This is a genomic window from Paenibacillus sediminis (assembly GCF_017873765.1).
Classification (GTDB): domain Bacteria; phylum Bacillota; class Bacilli; order Paenibacillales; family Paenibacillaceae; genus Paenibacillus_AG; species Paenibacillus_AG sediminis.
In genome coordinates this window covers 49,788-65,712 of sequence record NZ_JAGGKP010000004.1, presented here as the reverse complement: position 1 = coordinate 65,712, position 15,925 = coordinate 49,788, and the positions used below count along the sequence as shown (strand labels likewise).

Sequence of the window (15,925 nt, the reverse complement as noted above, 5' to 3'; positions counted from 1 at the left end):
GTGAAGAGATGCGCAAACTGAATGATGTTTTGAAACAAACGGGCAAAGAAATATACAGAGAAATCATTCGTATTGCGTTATACAGTGTAATCAGCTCCGCAGCACTTGTACTTATCATTTTCCTTGTGCCGACCATATTTGCTCTGGTTCTGCTTCCGCTGCTGTACATGCCGCTTGTATACGGGGTGTGTTACGCCTATCACCGGAAGACGATGACTGGAAAATCAGGCCTTCGCGATGTATTGAAGGGAGCTGTCAAAGGGTTTGGAACATCTGCCTTGTTCGGCATATTATGTGTATTACTCGGACTTATTTTATGGTCGACGTGGTGGTACTACGGTGATAAAGAAGGATTCATGTATTTGGCGATTGCTGTTTTTCAAACTTATTTTGTCGCGATGGCGCTCGTATCCCAATTTTACACACTGCAGCTCGTATTGCAGGAAGGAATGGGTATTTTTAAGGCGATGGCAGAAAGTGTGAAGCTGTTTTTCCGGTACCCAAGTTACACACTCGGCGCTTGTATCCAGGTTGTATTTATACTGGTACCTCTTCTATTAACGGTTGTCGGATTCGCCTTTTTGTTTGGTGGTATATGGGCGGTTTATCAACATAAAGTTAGTTATAATGTTCTTCATCATGAAGAAGAGCAAGGGGAAAGCGCCGGAACAGCTGGAGGTCACGAATGGGCACGGTCGTAGAGACAGGAATCGACGTTCTGCAGCGCCTAGGGCACCCACTTATCACTGGGCGGCGAATTGGACTCGTGACGAACCCAACCGGCATTACTGCGGATTTTCGCTCTTCTATAGAAGTGTGCAGCAACCTTGAAACGTCTGTTTTGACGGCCCTTTTTGCCTGTGAACATGGACTCTATGGAGAGCTTCAAGCAGGAAAACGGGTAGAGGACGTCCAGGATGAAAGGTTCGGCGTACCGGTATTTAGTTTATATGGGATAAGTAAAAAACCGACGGCTGATATGCTGCAGCATGTGGACACGGTCGTCTTCGATATACAGGACTTAGGCGTACGATTTTATACCTATTTGACGACGCTGTCTTATGTGATGGAAGCATGTGCGGAACATGGGAAAAGTTTGCTCGTTCTCGATCGTCCGAACCCTCTTGGAGGCGCCTTGTGTGAGGGCGGCTTCTTAAAGGCTGGGTTCGAGTCGATGGTCGGGGCGTGGACAATGCCGATCCGTACTGGAATGACGATTGGTGAACTCGCTAGGATGATGAATGATCTACGAGGGCTGGGGTGTGATCTGGACATCGTTCCGCTCACAGGGTGGAATCGGAGCATGGAATTCACAGCTACAGGGCTTCCTTGGATGATGCCATCCCCGAATATTCCCACAATGGATACGGTGCGGGTGTATGGGGGTACTTGTTTGTTTGAAGGTACGAACGTTTCAGAAGGAAGAGGTACGACAAGGCCGTTCGAATGGATCGGTGCGCCTTGGTTAGATGGGCGGAAGCTCGCTGAGCGTTTGAATGGGTATCGATTACCCGGAGTGCACTTTCACTCGGTATATATGTCGCCGACCTTTTCTAAATATCAAGGAGAGCTATGCGATGGGGTGAGATTATTTGTTACTGACATAGAACGTTTCGAGTCTGTGCGGACGGGGCTTACACTGCTTCATGAGGTCATGAATCTTCATCCAGATCACTTTAAATGGCTGGAGCCGCCTAAAGATCGGTCCCGATATTTTATTGATTTGTTGACCGGCGGAGATGATGTACGAAGGTTGATCGGCACGGACGATGGTCTAAGACTGATCGTAGACAGTTGGCGAGAACAGGCGGAAGAGTGGAAGATCATTCGAAAATCCTATTTGCTGTATGGGGAGGAATGAAAGTGGGCGAACTAACAAAGTTGGAACAACTCGTCAGTGGAATGAATTTGCGCCAGAAAATCGGACAGATGCTGCTTTGTGGTTTTGAAGGTACGGAAGTAACCAATGAACTGAAACGATTTATTGAAGAACAGCAAATAGGCGGTGTCATTTACTTCGCGCGTAATGTGGAGTCGGCTCAGCAGGTTGCAAGGCTTACTGAACAGCTGCAAGACATTGCCGTTCGTTCAGGCAATGTGCCGCTGTGGATTTCGATCGATCAAGAAGGCGGCATGGTCGCGCGTATTACGGAGGGCATTACTCTGATGCCAGGCAATATGGCTGTAGCTGCGGCTGGATCGCTGGATTCTGCATATAAACTGGCTAACCTTAGCGGTAAGGAGCTGCGTGAACTCGGGATTAATATGAACTTTGCTCCGGTGCTTGATGTGAATAACAATCCAGGTAATCCTGTGATTGGCGTTCGTTCGTTTGGAGAATCTGCTGAGTCAGCTGCGGAATACGGAGCTCGAATGGTGCATGGTTATCAGGATGCTGGCGTAGCTGCTACGGCCAAACATTTTCCAGGGCACGGGGATACTGATGTGGATTCACATTTGGATTTGCCAACGATAGCTCACAGCTGGGATAGAGTGGAGAGGATCGAGCTTGTCCCGTTCAAGCGGGCAATCCAGGAAGGCGTCGATGCGATGATGTCGGCGCATATTTATTTTCCGGCCTTAGAGACGAAGAAGCTCCCAGCGACGTTGTCACATGCCATACTTACAGGTCTTCTCCGTGAACGGCTTGGATATAAAGGCATTATTATGACCGATTGCATGGAGATGAACGCGATCGCTGAACATTATGGCACCGTTCAAGCTTCTGTGATGGCGATTGAAGCGGGTGCGGATATCGTACTCGTCAGTCATACACCAGAGCTGCAAATTGGCGCGATCGAAGCGATTGAGAGAGCGGTTCAAGAGGGGCAGATTAGTGAGGACAGAATTAATGCATCGGTTACGCGTGTGCTTGCATTGAAGGCGAAGCGCGGCATACTGGGAATTGATGGCGGCACAGTTGATACTCAGCATGTCGAGGTTGGCTGTGAGGAACATATGGAAGCCGCACGTCGCGTAAGTGAAGCGAGCATTACATTAATTCGAGATGAGGCTAAGATGCTTCCGCTAACAAGAGAACGAACGCTTGTTATTACAGTCGCACCTGCTGTTGTGACAATGGTTGACGAAACATTTAAAAATGCACAAAGTCTAGGTGCTGCGCTGCTTCAGAACGGTTTGGACGTCGTTGACCGGGTTGCTAAGCTAGCGGATGTCCCGGCAGAGCTCTCTGCCCTCCTTGATGAAGCAGCTGCCGAAGATGTAAAACAAATTGTCATCGGGACATACAATGCACAGTTTAGTGTTGCTCAAATAAGTCTTGTCCAAGGCTTACAGAAGGTGGGGAAGCCGCTTGCGGTGGTTGCTCTTCGCAATCCGTACGATCTCCTTGTGCTTCCCGAAGTTAAGACGTTTGTTGCGGCTTATGAAAGTCGCCCCCTTACGCTGCGAAGTACAGCGAAGGCACTCCTTGGGCTGATCCCGTTCAAGGGACATTTGCCCGTATCACTAGGTGATCAGTATCCAGTAGGCTGGGGTGTGACGAATTCATGATTCACATCTTGTGGGATAAACCAGCTGTCACTGTAGTTGGGTTAATGTCGGGCACTTCTCTCGACGGAATCGACGTGGCGATTGCGAGAATCGAGGGGTGCGGACTTGATTCGCAGGTAGAGTTGCTCCACTATTACAGCCGGCCTTACGAACCTGTTCTAAGGGAACGGCTAAAATCACTTTGCACAGTGGAATATTCGAATGTTGCTCTCGTCTGCGGTATGAATTCGTTCTTAGCAGACCGATTCGCAGAAGCAGTACACGAAGCTGCACGTGAAGCGGGCATGGATATGGGATCGATCGATTTCATAAGTTCACACGGTCAGACCGTATGGCACATACCAGAGGCCGATGCCTACGATTTACTTCTCGTTCGCTCGACACTTCAGCTTGGCGATATTTCCGTACTTGCTAAACGCGCGGGTAAGCCGGTTGTCGGTGATTTTCGGCCGGCAGATATAGCTGTTGGCGGTCAAGGTGCACCGCTTGCACCTTATGGGGATCTTATTCTTTTTCGTCATCCGGATAAGGGAAGACTTCTTCAGAATGTAGGAGGCATCGGAAACTGCACCGCTTTACCAGCAGGTTGCTCTGCGGCTGACGTATTTGCGTTCGATACGGGTCCGGGCAACATGATTATCGATCAAGTTGTACTCGTGCTCACAGAAGGCCGTGCCTCATATGATGAAGGTGGAACATGGGCTGCACAGGGATCAGTGGATGAGGCGCTTGTCAGTGAGATGATGTCGCATCCGTATTTCCTGCTGGCACCGCCGAAATCAACAGGACGGGAGGTGTTCGGTAAGGCTTACGCCTCTGCCTTTATCGCAAAGGCCAAAGAGCGTGGCTTATCGGATGCTGACATTGTAGCAACAGCTACGTCTTTTACGGCACATTCCATAGCGGATGGTTACCAGAAACACGTCATTCCTCGCTGCCGAATAGACGAAGTCATCGTCACAGGCGGCGGTGCTCATAACCAAACGCTGCTTAGAATGTTGGCAGATTTGTTGCCTGAGCAGTCAGTCATGACTTCAGAGTCGCTCGGCTTTAATGACGATGCGAAGGAAGCCGTCATTTTTGCATTACTCGGCAATGATTTTATGAATGGGATAAGCAATAACCTGCCTTCGGCAACGGGCGCAGCGCATCCGACGATTATGGGTAAGCTGGCTTTACCTTAACTTGAACGAAAACCATCAACTTCTTGATCGAAGGAGGATTGCCATGCTTGCAGACACAATTCGGAAACAATTGACTGCTATTGTTGGCAGCAACGGGTTTAAAGACGACACGGAGACGTTAGTATCTTACAGCTATGACGCCACTCCGCTTCTTCAAGCAATGCCTGACGGCGTTATTTTCCCTAGCAGCACGGAAGAAGTGTCAGCCATTATCAAAGTGTGTGCTGAACATCGTATTCCCGTCATTGGCCGCGGTGCTGGCAGTAATTTGTGTGGAGGAACGATTCCGATGCAAGGCGGGCTCATCATCGTGATGACGCGCATGAACAAGCTGCTTGAGATCGACACGGACAATTTAACAGCAACGTTCCAAACCGGTCTGAATACGAAGCAATTTCATCAAGCTGTGGAAGCTGCAGGGTTGTTCTATCCGCCTGATCCGAGCAGCATGATTATTTGTACGATGGGCGGAAATATCGCACTTGGCGCCGGGGGATTGCGAGGGCTGAAATATGGCACGACCAAGGATTATGTTATTGGTCTGGAAGCCGTACTTGCGGATGGAAGTGTGCTACGAACCGGAGGGAAGCTCGTTAAAGATGTAGCGGGTTATGATCTGACCCGCCTGTTGGTAGGCTCCGGTGGAACTCTAGCAATATTGACGGAGGCTACGGTCAAGCTCATTCCTAAGCCAGCATACCGCCGCGCAATGGTAGCGATGTACGATGATCTGCATGCGGCTGCGAAAACGGTATCGAGTATCATTGCTAACCGTATCATTCCGTGCACGCTTGAATTTATGGATCAGCCCACCTTACAGGTCGTTGAAGATTACGCGCAAATTGGACTGCCTGTTCATGCCAAGGCGATGCTGGCGATTGAGCAGGATGGAGATGAAGGGACCGTAGAGCATGATCTGAAGCTCATCGAGCAGATTTGTTTGCAGGAGGGCGCGATTGAACTTAAGATCGCACAATCACCAGAGGAAGGTGCGAAGGTGATGGAGGCTCGGCGCAGTGCATTAGCTGCACTATCGCGGCTGAGACCAACAACTATTCTAGAAGATGCGACAGTGCCTCGTTCGAAAATTGCAGAGATGGTTCTTGAGGTGCAGCGAGTTTCAGAGAAATATAACGTGCAAATTTGCACATTTGGTCATGCGGGCGACGGCAATTTGCACCCGACTGCCATGACAGACGCGCGTAATAGTGAGGAAATCCATCGTGTGGAACAGGCCTTCGAAGAAATATTCGAAGCGGCTGTTCGGTTAGGCGGTACCATCACAGGCGAGCACGGGGTAGGAATCGTCAAAGCGCCTTATTTGGAATGGAAAGTAGGTTCAACTGGTATAGAAATGATGAAACGGATTAAGCAAGCATTTGATCCGGACAACATTATGAATCCAGGTAAATTGTTTGCCGAGACGAGGAAACGCATGGTTATGAATGAGCACCGCTGAGGGAGATGATTCTATGACTGCAATGATAAATCAATCCGAGGCATTGGCAGAGCGTCTTAAGCTGACGATCGATGAAGATCAATTGACGAACTGCATGCGGTGCGGCTTTTGTCAGAATGCATGCCCGACGTTCATTGAGACAGGTCTTGAAGCGGCGTCCCCGAGAGGGAGAATCGCGTTAATGAAGGCAGTCGTTGATGGTTTAATGTACCCTGATCAATCGTTCCAAGATCAGATGGATCTCTGTCTAGGCTGCCGTGCATGTGAACCTGCTTGTCCGTCCGATGTGAAATACGGGCAATTAATAGAACAGACAAGGGAAGCCATTGCACATGAAAGATCTTATTCTTTGCCCGTTCGCATGGCTAGAAAAACATTTCTAAAAGGGATTTTCCCGCATCAAGGACGGATGAGAATGGTCGGGAAAACACTCCGTTTCTATCAGCGCTCTGGACTTCAGCGGGTCGTACGAGCATCCGGCGTCATGAAGTTGCTTCCTGAACATTTACAGGAGCTCGAAGCGGTCATGCCGGAAACATCTGGAGACGGTTTGGTTGAACGGTGGAAGTCTCTTCGTTTGCCAGCACGCAGCGAGGTAACTAAATCAGGAGAAAGCATATTTATTGTACCTCCGATTGGCGAGAAGGTTGCTCGTGTTGGGATGTTCCGTGGCTGTATCATGGACGTGATGTTCATAGAGACGAACGTCAATACAGTTCGGCTACTCCGTCAAGCAGGATTCGAGGTCGTCATTCCAGAGAGCCAAGCGTGCTGTGGTGCCCTCCATGCTCATGCTGGAGAGATGGCAGAAGCAAGGACGCTTGCCGAGCTTAATCTGCACGCATTCGCTGATGCAGACGTAGATTACGTTGCAAGTAACGCGGGCGGCTGCGGAGCGATGTTGAAAGAGTACGATCATCTGATGCAAGATGATGCGGCGCATCGTGAGCTTGCTATTCAATTTTCAAATCAGGTGAAAGATGTGTCTGAGTTGTTGTCGACAATTGGACGACCGCTGACCATGCAGGAGGAAATCGCACCGAAAACAGTAACATATCAGGATTCATGTCATCTGCGCAATGTCATGCGTATTCAGGGTCAGCCAAGGGAATTAATGAGAGCTCTACCTGGTGTTGAACTCTGCGAGCTTCAGGGAGCGGATACCTGCTGCGGCTCGGCTGGTATTTACAATATGACTCAGCCGGAAATGTCTAAGAACGTGCTTGATCGTAAGATGGAGCATGTAAAGAAGACCGATGCGAAGTATGTTGTCACTTCAAATCCCGGCTGCTTGCTTCAAATGAAATGGGGCATTCACAGATCTGGACTTAACAATGAAATGGAAGCTGTGCATCTTGTGGATCTGCTGGCAGAGCATGTTCGTTTTGATGCTGAGGCATCGGGAGCAGGAAAGTGACATCGCACTCAAATCTATTCGATGTAGTATTCACGCTCCTTTTTGTGTACTATTGTAATACTGAACTGTATTACAGATCGTTAATGGGAAGTGACATCAATGAGCGGACAATTGCGTTCTAATATACGCCCTGGTCTTGAAGTGGACATTGTACTCAAGCAGGATCAACCTACAGGAAAACTGACGCGCGGAATCGTTAAGGACATCCTAACTAATTCGCCTCAGCATCCTCACGGGATCAAAGTTCGTTTAACAAGCGGACAAGTCGGACGTGTGAAGGACATTATTAATAAGTAATCGCCTAACACAGGTTAGAGGGCACCTTGATAAGGGGTGCTCTCTTCTTTTTTAATAGTTGGAACAATAACTCAATATGTATAATAATAGAATTATGAGTACATATGCACGGGAAGGAATGTTGAAATATGAGAAAGAACCGTTTGGGTAAATCCGATCTATATGTTAGTGAAATCGGATTTGGCTGTATGACCATCGGTACCGAAGAGGCAAAGGGAGCTTCGTTAATTCATGAAGCGCTTGATCGAGGTATTAACTTCCTAGATACGGCTGATTTATATGATGCAGGACGCAACGAGGAGATTGTCGGCAAAGCCATTAAAGGACGGCGCTCGGATGTAATAGTAGCTACTAAAGTCGGTAACCGTAGAGTTCCTGGTCAAGAAGGATGGGTATGGGATCCATCGAAGGCTTATATCAAAACAGCTGTTAAAGAAAGTCTGAGACGTCTGCAAACGGATTATATCGATTTGTATCAGCTGCATGGGGGAACGCTGGATGATCCCATTGAGGAGACGATTGAAGCTTTTGAGGAATTGAAGCAAGAAGGGTTCATTCGTTATTACGGCATCTCATCCATTCGTCCTAACGTCATTCGGGAATATGTAAAACGGTCTAACATCGTAAGCGTAATGAATCAATACAGCATTCTAGATCGGCGTGCAGAAGAGGAAGTGCTTCCGCTGCTTGCTGAACACGGTATTAGTGTCATTGCCCGCGGTCCCATTGCGTCAGGCATTCTCTCGGAGCGGGGAGGAAATAAAGTGGATAACGGTTATTTAAACTATTCCCGTGAAGAGCTTGTGGAGCTTCGAGAACAATTACAAAGTCTTGTACATGAATCGAGAAGCCTTGCCCAAACGGCCTTGCGGTACTCGCTGTCTCATCCTGCAGTGGCCGTGGCGATTCCTGGGGCCAGCTCTTTGCAGCAGCTGCTGCATAACATTGAATCATCGGAAATTCCGCCGCTGACTGCTGAAGAACTGGAAACGATCCGCCGAGTAAGCAAAGCCAATCAATATACAGCCCACCGCTAATTTCAATCATGTAATAATAATGGATAGAGTCATCAGCGAATATCTGATTTCTCTATCCATTATATTTAGCAATGGCACACCATGACATGGTTCCCATCAGGATCTTTGAAATTAAACCAATGGTTATGTTCAATTTCCGTTATTAATTCCACATTTTTAGCTTTCATATATTCATATGCTTCCTGAATGTTATTCGTATTCAGATGGAATGCAGGTGTTCGGAAAATATGATTCTCTGAAAAAATCTTGCTGTCGAGTACAATCCCCGTTCCATTCATAGGCAATACGTACAAATGGCCAAATAATATTTCCCCGTCTGCGGGTATTCCTAATATGTCACAATACCAATCACGAGCTTTTTCGATGTTGCTTACTGGAATAAACACCGTACCAATTTGATTTAAAATCGGATTCATAACTTCCTCCCCAAAAGTTTTTAGCCTATCATAGTACTATTCTATTTAAATTAAATAATTCCTGTGAAATTCCGAATGAAGTCAATAATAGATTTTTCAGGAAACAATTCAACCTATTAATAATTTACACGATGAAAATCATATGATAGTCTGAAAGAATCAGTAAATTGTACAAAGATTGTGAATGAAAGATTTAGATAACGAATTGGAAGTGAAAAAGCATCATGGATTCACAGCAGTTGAACACAAACCTAAGTACAAGCTCTGCGGCAAAACAGATCTCTGACGCCGGAGGGTGGCTTCTTGTTTTAGGAATTATTTTAATCGGAGCTAACTTAAGAGCGCCGTTAACTTCAGTAGGACCTTTAGTGGGCGAAATTCGGGACTCACTCGGTATTTCCAACACGGCAGCCGGAACGATTACGACTTTGCCTTTATTGGCTTTCGCTCTTCTATCCCCTTTTGCTCCTAGGCTAGCAAGACGATTCGGGATGTCATCTGTGCTGATGTTCTCTTTAGTATTGCTAACGATTGGGATCGTCCTGCGGTCTATGTCAGGAACGACGACTTTGTTCATCGGCACAGCGCTGCTCGGTCTCGCCATTGCAGTATGTAATGTGCTTATACCAAGTCTCGTGAAGCAACAATTTCCTGACAAAATGGGTATCATGACAGGAGTTTATTCCGTGTCGATGAACCTGTGCGGAGCGATTGCTTCTGGAGTCAGCGTTCCGCTTGCGGATAAGCTTGGCCTAGGATGGAACGAGGCGCTTGGATGCTGGGGCATTCTCGCCTTGATTTCGATTGTATTCTGGATTCCTCAAATGCGTAATCGGAATCAAGAAGTAACTGCGACCTCGTCTGAAAAGATGAAAGTCAATTTGTGGCGTTCTCCTCTAGCTTGGCAAGTTACGATGTTTATGGGACTCCAATCTACGATTTTTTATACCGTTGTAGCTTGGTTTCCTGAAATTTTAGGGGCCAGAGGCATGAGTTCTAATTTGGGCGGATGGATGCTTTCCTTGGCTCAGTTCGCGATTCTTCCGGTTACTTTTATTGTGCCGATTTGGGCTGCACGAATGAACAGCCAACGTTTACTTGTCATTATGACGGCGATCTTTTTCTGGATTGGAATCGGTGGACTCTTCCTTGGCGGCAGCAGTTTGGTTCCATTATGGGCAATATTGATCGGCATTGGCGTTGGGTTTGCCTTTAGTCTAGCAATGATGTTCTTCGGACTTCGCACGCAAACGACTCATGAAGCAGCTGAATTGTCAGGGATGGCTCAATCGGTCGGATATTTACTCGCAGCTGTAGGTCCAACACTGTTCGGATCTTTGCATGACGCCACTCATAGCTGGAACGTTCCACTTATTTTGCTTCTGGCCGCTAGTGTTCTGTTGCTTCTATTTGGTTTAGGCGCAGCAAGAAATCGATTTGTCGGTACGAAATAATTTTTTTAATTTCTTAAATAACGTATTTATGAGCAGCTCTTACAATAAGGGCTGCTTTTTCTGATTGATTGTCCCTTGCAGATGAAGCATCCGACTGAAAAATTGCCCTTTTTTCGTACCGTTAATACCCCAACGTAATTTTTCCTAAACGTGAATTAACTTCCGCTTCTTTTACATAGGTCATAAACAGATTTGTGGTGATTGAAGTAAAGGAAGTTGAATTTTTATATGAAATGGTTGTGCAAGCTGAATGTTATTTCACTTTAGATAGTGTAATCGACAATGACCGGTCGAAATCGATTAACAATATCACTAGGAGGAACTAGGATGGCATACAAAGGTTTTGACATTAGCTATTGCCCAACCAAGACTCAGCTCCAGAATTTCTGGACGGGGTCACCGTTTTATTTCACTTCTTTCTACACAGGACCGAATGCGAGCAACGCCACGAGTTTCAAGGGACAAGCTGCAATGATCAAGAGCATTGGTTACGGGTTGATGCTCGTTTACGTTGGTCGGCAAAAAAGCTCTTCCAATCTGACCAAATCCCAAGGTAATACCGATGCCATTGATGCCGGCAGCAAAATAGATGCAGAAAAGGATGCGAACGGTAACGCAGCGATCAGTACTAGCGCAACGATCTTCTTGGATATTGAGCAAGGTGGCCAGTTATCCAGCAGCTTCCTTGATTATATCGAAGGATTCTGCAAAGGAATCTGGGATAACACCACTTACTATCCGGGTATCTACTGCTCGTACTCATCTACTGCTGACCAGATCAAAACTCGCCTTGAAACGGTTAAGATTGGAACAGTGTCTCTGGCAGATTTTACTAAATTTTGGGTATTTCGCTTAAGTAATCCATCTCCTGGTTGCACGGTGACTACGAATCTTGAACCGAGTGATAGCGGTGTTTCTTATGCTGACGTATGGCAATATGCACAATCGCCTACGGGTACTGAGTGCAAAATTACTTACAATGGCACTACGCTCGGGGTTGATTTGGATCTTGCAATTACCACTAACCCATCTGGGGCTTAAGGAAGGAGAGAGACCATTTTATGAATAAAAAGGCGATTGTTCCAAACGGAGATCCTGTTAAACATAAAGAGAAGATTGATCACTTTAAAGAGCTTCATCATATCCTTCTCAACGAGGATAAGGAACGGGTTGAAAAGAAAAAACAGGATAAGTAACACAATGATGCAGAGAGTCTTTGGCTCTCTGCATCATTGTGTTTAATATCCATATAATGGTACTATAAATTCAATAAGCTGTTCCCAAAGGAGGGTTCTCATTGCGAAAACTACTAATTGTCTCAAGCTTGATTCTCCTTCTCAGTGCTTGTTCAGTATCGAATGTATCCAAGCCGTCAGATCTCCCTTTAGTATCTACACAAAGTCCCCCTGCTGTGGACACTCCTGGGGCGGGGAAAGCGAATAAACCCACTCCTTCAAAGGAGGGGACTTTAACCAGGGATGAGGCCCTTAAACGTGTATGGGGTAATCAACTCCGTCCAATTCCTGAAATAAAATTTGGAGATACAAATGTTGATGTTAAGTTTTGTGGAGTCAGACCTTACACGATTACATATACCACGAATGCAGAAGAAGTTGAACCTAATGTTTTCGGAGTTACAATTGTTGAGGATTGGAATGTGGTTTTAAACGATGAGAGAGTCGTGAACTACGCCTTCTACATCGTCACCCCAAATAAAACGGAGCTGGTTTATCAAAGTGGCGGACTGGGATCTCTGGGCAATTGTAAACCTCCTGGAAATCTATACGGTACTGAAAAATAACGTTCACGTCGTCTCAACTACCCTCTTTCTTAGGATTTACGAATTCCTGAGATAGTTTTTTTTTCACTTATCATAAGAAAAAAATTGGTAAAAAAGGCGCTTCACGTACAAGAACGCTTGTTTCATAATAGGAATGGAGGAGAAATTGCACAAGTGGGTTGTCCTCTTTTTTTTCGATATAAATACGAACATTTGTTCTTATTTTGGTTGTTTTTTTATCAACTTTAAACACTTTTATAAAAAAAAGGATCATTTTACAGGGGAGGGATTATATGATTACCGAAATGGAATGCAGAGACATGACAAAGGAAGAATTAACAGCAATTTCGATTTATTGGGAAAAGAATAAGAAGGTTCTGTGCAACCCAGTGATACGAGGTTTTTTCGAGGATAAAGCAAATGTGTTGTTACTTGCAAGACATCTTGTGAACCCCAGCAAGGAGGCGAGCTCGAAATTAGAAGGTGCCTTCCTACGCTATTTTTTTAGAGTTCGCTTTACGAAATACTTATGTTCTTTAATCAGGTATTGCGATATTGATTACCACAGGAAACGTACCCGTGATGAACTGCGGTACCCTCTGGTCTTCGATGCACTGATGGGTGATGGGGAATCCACAATTGGAGAGATTTTGTACAGTACTGCGATAGAGGAAGAGATTCCAATTTCCGATCCGAAGACCTTTCAACAGTCATTCAATGACGATTCGTTATTTTACGCCTTTAACCGATTAACGGACAAGCAGAAGCTTATCATCACTCTTGCCTACTCGACCAGTGCGATAGATAACGAAATCGCTCGATTGCTGCACATTTCCCAGCAGGCTATCACCAAGACAAGGCAGACTGCCCTAAAAAAAATGAGGAATAACATAACCGATAGACAGCAAGAATCTCACCGTAACTGAAGGGAGGGAGCTAACATGGATGATACGCAGCTGATCAGTCTAATCACCACTTCAATCTCAAACTTTGGGTTTCCTATTGTCATTACCGCATATTTACTTACCCGTTTTGAGAAGCGAATTGATACTTTGAACTCTTCAATCATTGAATTGTCGCAGGCCATTAAGGAAGAGGTGCGCAAGTAGAGATGAGTGAACCCGAATTATTCGACCTTGTAAGTCGGGCAAAGGACGGAGACAAGGAAGCTCTTAAAGAGATCCTCCTTCTATTCCAGCCGGCGATTCAAAAAGCCTGTAGAAGGGCCAAAATACAAGAGCGCCACGATCTTGAACAGCATATGAGTGAAAAAATTATTCGAGCGATTTATTCGTATGATATTGATTCGATCCCAGATTACTCGCGGGTTGTAACAATATTATCTGAATCGTCAGAGTAACGGTAATGGATTTTTAAACCAACCTTCAGTGTATTTCTAATGAATATCATTAGTATTATCCATAAAAAATTCATTTGTGAATCGCCATCCTAAGATGTATACTTATCACACAATCTAGATTATAATAATTCTAAATAAGAAAATGCGAACCCAATAAACGAATGAAGGATGGTTAAGATGAATAATGTGGATTACCATCATCTAAATCACGTGAAAGTCCAGAGTACCTCGAAAAAAACATTATGGATTACGCTATTGTTAACGTTGTTTTTTACGATCGTGGAAATTGTCGGGGGTTTATTGTCTAATTCCTTGGCGCTTCTATCGGATTCTGCACATATGATTTCAGATGTACTTGCACTTGGATTAAGTATGACGGCCATATATATGGCGACACGTCAGCCAAACCGGAAATATACATTTGGATTTCTTCGATTTGAGATTATCGCTTCGTTCCTGAATGGATTGGCACTTGGTGTTATTGCGATCGGTATCTTTGTTGAAGGGATTAAACGTATCATTCATCCGCAGGAAGTCAATTTTGGTCTGATGCTTACCATCTCCTGTATCGGGTTAATCGTTAACATCGTTCTGACAGTTATTTTAAGTCGGAGTAATAAAGAAGAAGAAAATTTAAATATTAAAAGCGCACTTTGGCACTTTATCGGTGACATGCTTAGTTCGATCGGTGTTATTACGTCCGCCATCGTCATTCACTTTACTGGATTTACAATGATGGATCCGCTCATTAGTATGGTGATCGGTGGAATTATTTTTACAGGCGGATTCAAGATTATTCGTGAATCCTACCTTATTCTTATGGAATCGGTGCCTGATAAATTTAATTTGGATGAAATTCGCCATGATATTAGCCAGATTGAAGGCGTTGAAGACGTACATGAAATGCACTTGTGGGCAGTCACTACCGATCATTACTCAATTACAGCCCATGTATTTGTTAGACCGAGCATTCAACCTCACTGCGTTATTCTAGCCATTAACGATACGCTTAAGAAGAAATACGGTATTTATCATTCGACCATTCAAATCGAGGATCCGCTCATCCATGACCATGGTCAATACGGTAAAGAGTTTTTACAGCTTCACGCATGAAAAATGAGTAAAGATAAAACAGCAGGAACACCTTCCTGCTGTTTTTTTATACATGCTACGCGAGTGACTTGAAGGAAAAAGAGTTGGGATCAAAAGCCAAAAGCCCAGCTCTTTTTTTGTTTTTCTGTGACCGAAAGTATGGAATTGCTTCATAGTTGTGGAAATATGCTATTTAGATAAAATTTCGCAAATTCTATATTGCAACTTGTCGTGATTCGTATTATATTATCTAGAAATAGTTTCAAATCGTCTTAAATTTTTATTGTATGACTGTTAATAGTTCTGTATGTCGAAAATAAAGACGAAAAACAGGAAGGTGAAGTATGGAGGAGAAATATCAACGTTCGCTATACCCCCAATTGGATGACCTTGACTATGGCATCGTTCGCGCTCTGCAGGATAATGCCCGGTTACCGTTTACTCAGATTGCCAAAGATTTGGGTGTCACGGAAAAAACAATTCGGATGCGTGTTCAGCAAATGCAGGACGAGGGCATCCTCAGTCTGGTAGGTATCGTAAATCCGGTTAAAGCCGGACTGAACGTGCAGGCGTTTGTACAACTGGCGGTGGAAGCAAACAAGCTGGACGATGTGGTGGCCAAGCTGCAGGAAATCCACGAAGCCCGGCTGGTTGTGCTCACGTCAGGCGAGTATCAGTTGAACATCCAGGTTCTGGTTCGCAGCTACGAAGAATTGTCACAATTTTTGATGAATAAGCTCAACAAGATTGAGGGTATCACCAGAGTCAATGTAATCAATGAGTTGAAGATCCTCAAATCCAAGTACAAATTTGTACGCTAACGCTAGTGTCTTTCTGAAAGGGGGGATGCCATCAAGACGGATGTAGGGAGCTGGAGATAAAAATTAGAGAAAGTCTGTCGGATGGTACTTTTGAA

The 15,925-nt window shown here is 45.2% G+C and carries 18 protein-coding genes; 17 read left to right on the top strand and 1 reads right to left on the bottom strand.

The window, feature by feature from the left end; all coding sequences use genetic code 11:
• The first annotated feature begins 8 nt into the window (after positions 1–8).
• The 8 genes from J2Z20_RS10135 to J2Z20_RS10100 all read left to right on the top strand — a co-directional run bounded on the left by J2Z20_RS10135 (position 9) and on the right by J2Z20_RS10100 (position 8,907).
• Positions 9–701 carry a hypothetical protein gene (locus tag J2Z20_RS10135; RefSeq protein WP_209849109.1) on the top strand — a complete coding sequence of 231 codons (693 nt, stop codon included), beginning with the start codon at positions 9–11 and terminating at the stop codon, positions 699–701.
• Positions 686–1,861 (top strand): exo-beta-N-acetylmuramidase NamZ family protein, encoded by a 1,176-nt coding sequence (locus J2Z20_RS10130; RefSeq protein WP_209849100.1) that lies wholly within the window; start codon positions 686–688, stop codon positions 1,859–1,861. Before J2Z20_RS10135 ends, J2Z20_RS10130 begins: the two co-directional genes overlap by 16 nt.
• A 2-nt stretch (positions 1,862–1,863) precedes the next feature.
• Positions 1,864–3,513: a beta-N-acetylhexosaminidase gene (gene nagZ / locus J2Z20_RS10125; RefSeq protein ID WP_342454293.1), complete on the top strand. Its 1,650-nt coding sequence runs from the start codon at positions 1,864–1,866 to the stop codon at positions 3,511–3,513.
• Entirely contained in the window at positions 3,510–4,697 is a 1,188-nt protein-coding gene (locus tag J2Z20_RS10120; RefSeq protein WP_209849096.1) for an anhydro-N-acetylmuramic acid kinase, read from the top strand. Before nagZ ends, J2Z20_RS10120 begins: the two co-directional genes overlap by 4 nt.
• A 43-nt stretch (positions 4,698–4,740) precedes the next feature.
• Entirely contained in the window at positions 4,741–6,156 is a 1,416-nt protein-coding gene (locus tag J2Z20_RS10115) for an FAD-linked oxidase C-terminal domain-containing protein (protein WP_209849093.1), read from the top strand.
• A 22-nt stretch (positions 6,157–6,178) separates the two neighbouring features.
• Complete coding sequence (locus J2Z20_RS10110; protein WP_209849532.1) at positions 6,179–7,573, top strand: (Fe-S)-binding protein; 1,395 nt, start codon at positions 6,179–6,181, stop codon at positions 7,571–7,573.
• Positions 7,574–7,672: 99 nt separating this feature from the next.
• The gene (locus J2Z20_RS10105) at positions 7,673–7,870 is read left to right on the top strand and encodes a YwbE family protein (RefSeq protein ID WP_209849090.1); all 198 of its coding nucleotides are present in this window, start codon (positions 7,673–7,675) and stop codon (positions 7,868–7,870) included.
• Between the two features lie 128 nt (positions 7,871–7,998).
• Positions 7,999–8,907, top strand: coding sequence for an aldo/keto reductase (locus J2Z20_RS10100; RefSeq protein ID WP_209849087.1), 909 nt, complete (start codon positions 7,999–8,001; stop codon positions 8,905–8,907).
• Positions 8,908–8,972: 65 nt separating this feature from the next.
• Here the strand turns inward: J2Z20_RS10100 and J2Z20_RS10095 are convergent, their stop codons facing one another.
• Positions 8,973–9,323, bottom strand: a complete 351-nt coding sequence (locus J2Z20_RS10095; RefSeq protein WP_209849084.1) for a VOC family protein — start codon at positions 9,321–9,323, stop codon at positions 8,973–8,975.
• Between the two features lie 224 nt (positions 9,324–9,547).
• Here J2Z20_RS10095 and J2Z20_RS10090 point away from each other — a divergent pair, with 224 nt between their 5' ends.
• The 9 genes from J2Z20_RS10090 (at position 9,548) to J2Z20_RS10055 (ending at position 15,830) form a co-directional block, all read left to right on the top strand.
• On the top strand, positions 9,548–10,777 hold the full coding sequence (locus tag J2Z20_RS10090; RefSeq protein WP_209849081.1) for a CynX/NimT family MFS transporter: 1,230 nt from the start codon (positions 9,548–9,550) through the stop codon (positions 10,775–10,777).
• 282 nt (positions 10,778–11,059) lie between these two features.
• Positions 11,060–11,818, top strand: coding sequence for a glycoside hydrolase family 25 domain-containing protein (locus tag J2Z20_RS10085; protein ID WP_209849078.1), 759 nt, complete (start codon positions 11,060–11,062; stop codon positions 11,816–11,818).
• Between the two features lie 20 nt (positions 11,819–11,838).
• The gene (locus J2Z20_RS18130; protein ID WP_280921753.1) at positions 11,839–11,973 is read left to right on the top strand and encodes a hypothetical protein; all 135 of its coding nucleotides are present in this window, start codon (positions 11,839–11,841) and stop codon (positions 11,971–11,973) included.
• 101 nt (positions 11,974–12,074) lie between these two features.
• On the top strand, positions 12,075–12,578 hold the full coding sequence (locus J2Z20_RS10080) for a hypothetical protein (protein ID WP_209849075.1): 504 nt from the start codon (positions 12,075–12,077) through the stop codon (positions 12,576–12,578).
• A 272-nt stretch (positions 12,579–12,850) separates the two neighbouring features.
• The gene (locus J2Z20_RS10075; protein ID WP_209849073.1) at positions 12,851–13,483 is read left to right on the top strand and encodes a sigma-70 family RNA polymerase sigma factor; all 633 of its coding nucleotides are present in this window, start codon (positions 12,851–12,853) and stop codon (positions 13,481–13,483) included.
• 15 nt (positions 13,484–13,498) lie between these two features.
• Positions 13,499–13,666, top strand: coding sequence for a YvrJ family protein (locus J2Z20_RS10070; RefSeq protein ID WP_209849070.1), 168 nt, complete (start codon positions 13,499–13,501; stop codon positions 13,664–13,666).
• Between the two features lie 2 nt (positions 13,667–13,668).
• Positions 13,669–13,917: a helix-turn-helix domain-containing protein gene (locus J2Z20_RS10065; RefSeq protein ID WP_209849068.1), complete on the top strand. Its 249-nt coding sequence runs from the start codon at positions 13,669–13,671 to the stop codon at positions 13,915–13,917.
• Positions 13,918–14,094: 177 nt separating this feature from the next.
• Positions 14,095–15,030 (top strand): cation diffusion facilitator family transporter, encoded by a 936-nt coding sequence (locus J2Z20_RS10060; RefSeq protein WP_209849066.1) that lies wholly within the window; start codon positions 14,095–14,097, stop codon positions 15,028–15,030.
• Positions 15,031–15,353: 323 nt separating this feature from the next.
• The gene (locus J2Z20_RS10055) at positions 15,354–15,830 is read left to right on the top strand and encodes an Lrp/AsnC family transcriptional regulator (RefSeq protein ID WP_209849064.1); all 477 of its coding nucleotides are present in this window, start codon (positions 15,354–15,356) and stop codon (positions 15,828–15,830) included.
• The last annotated feature ends 95 nt before the right edge of the window (positions 15,831–15,925 follow it).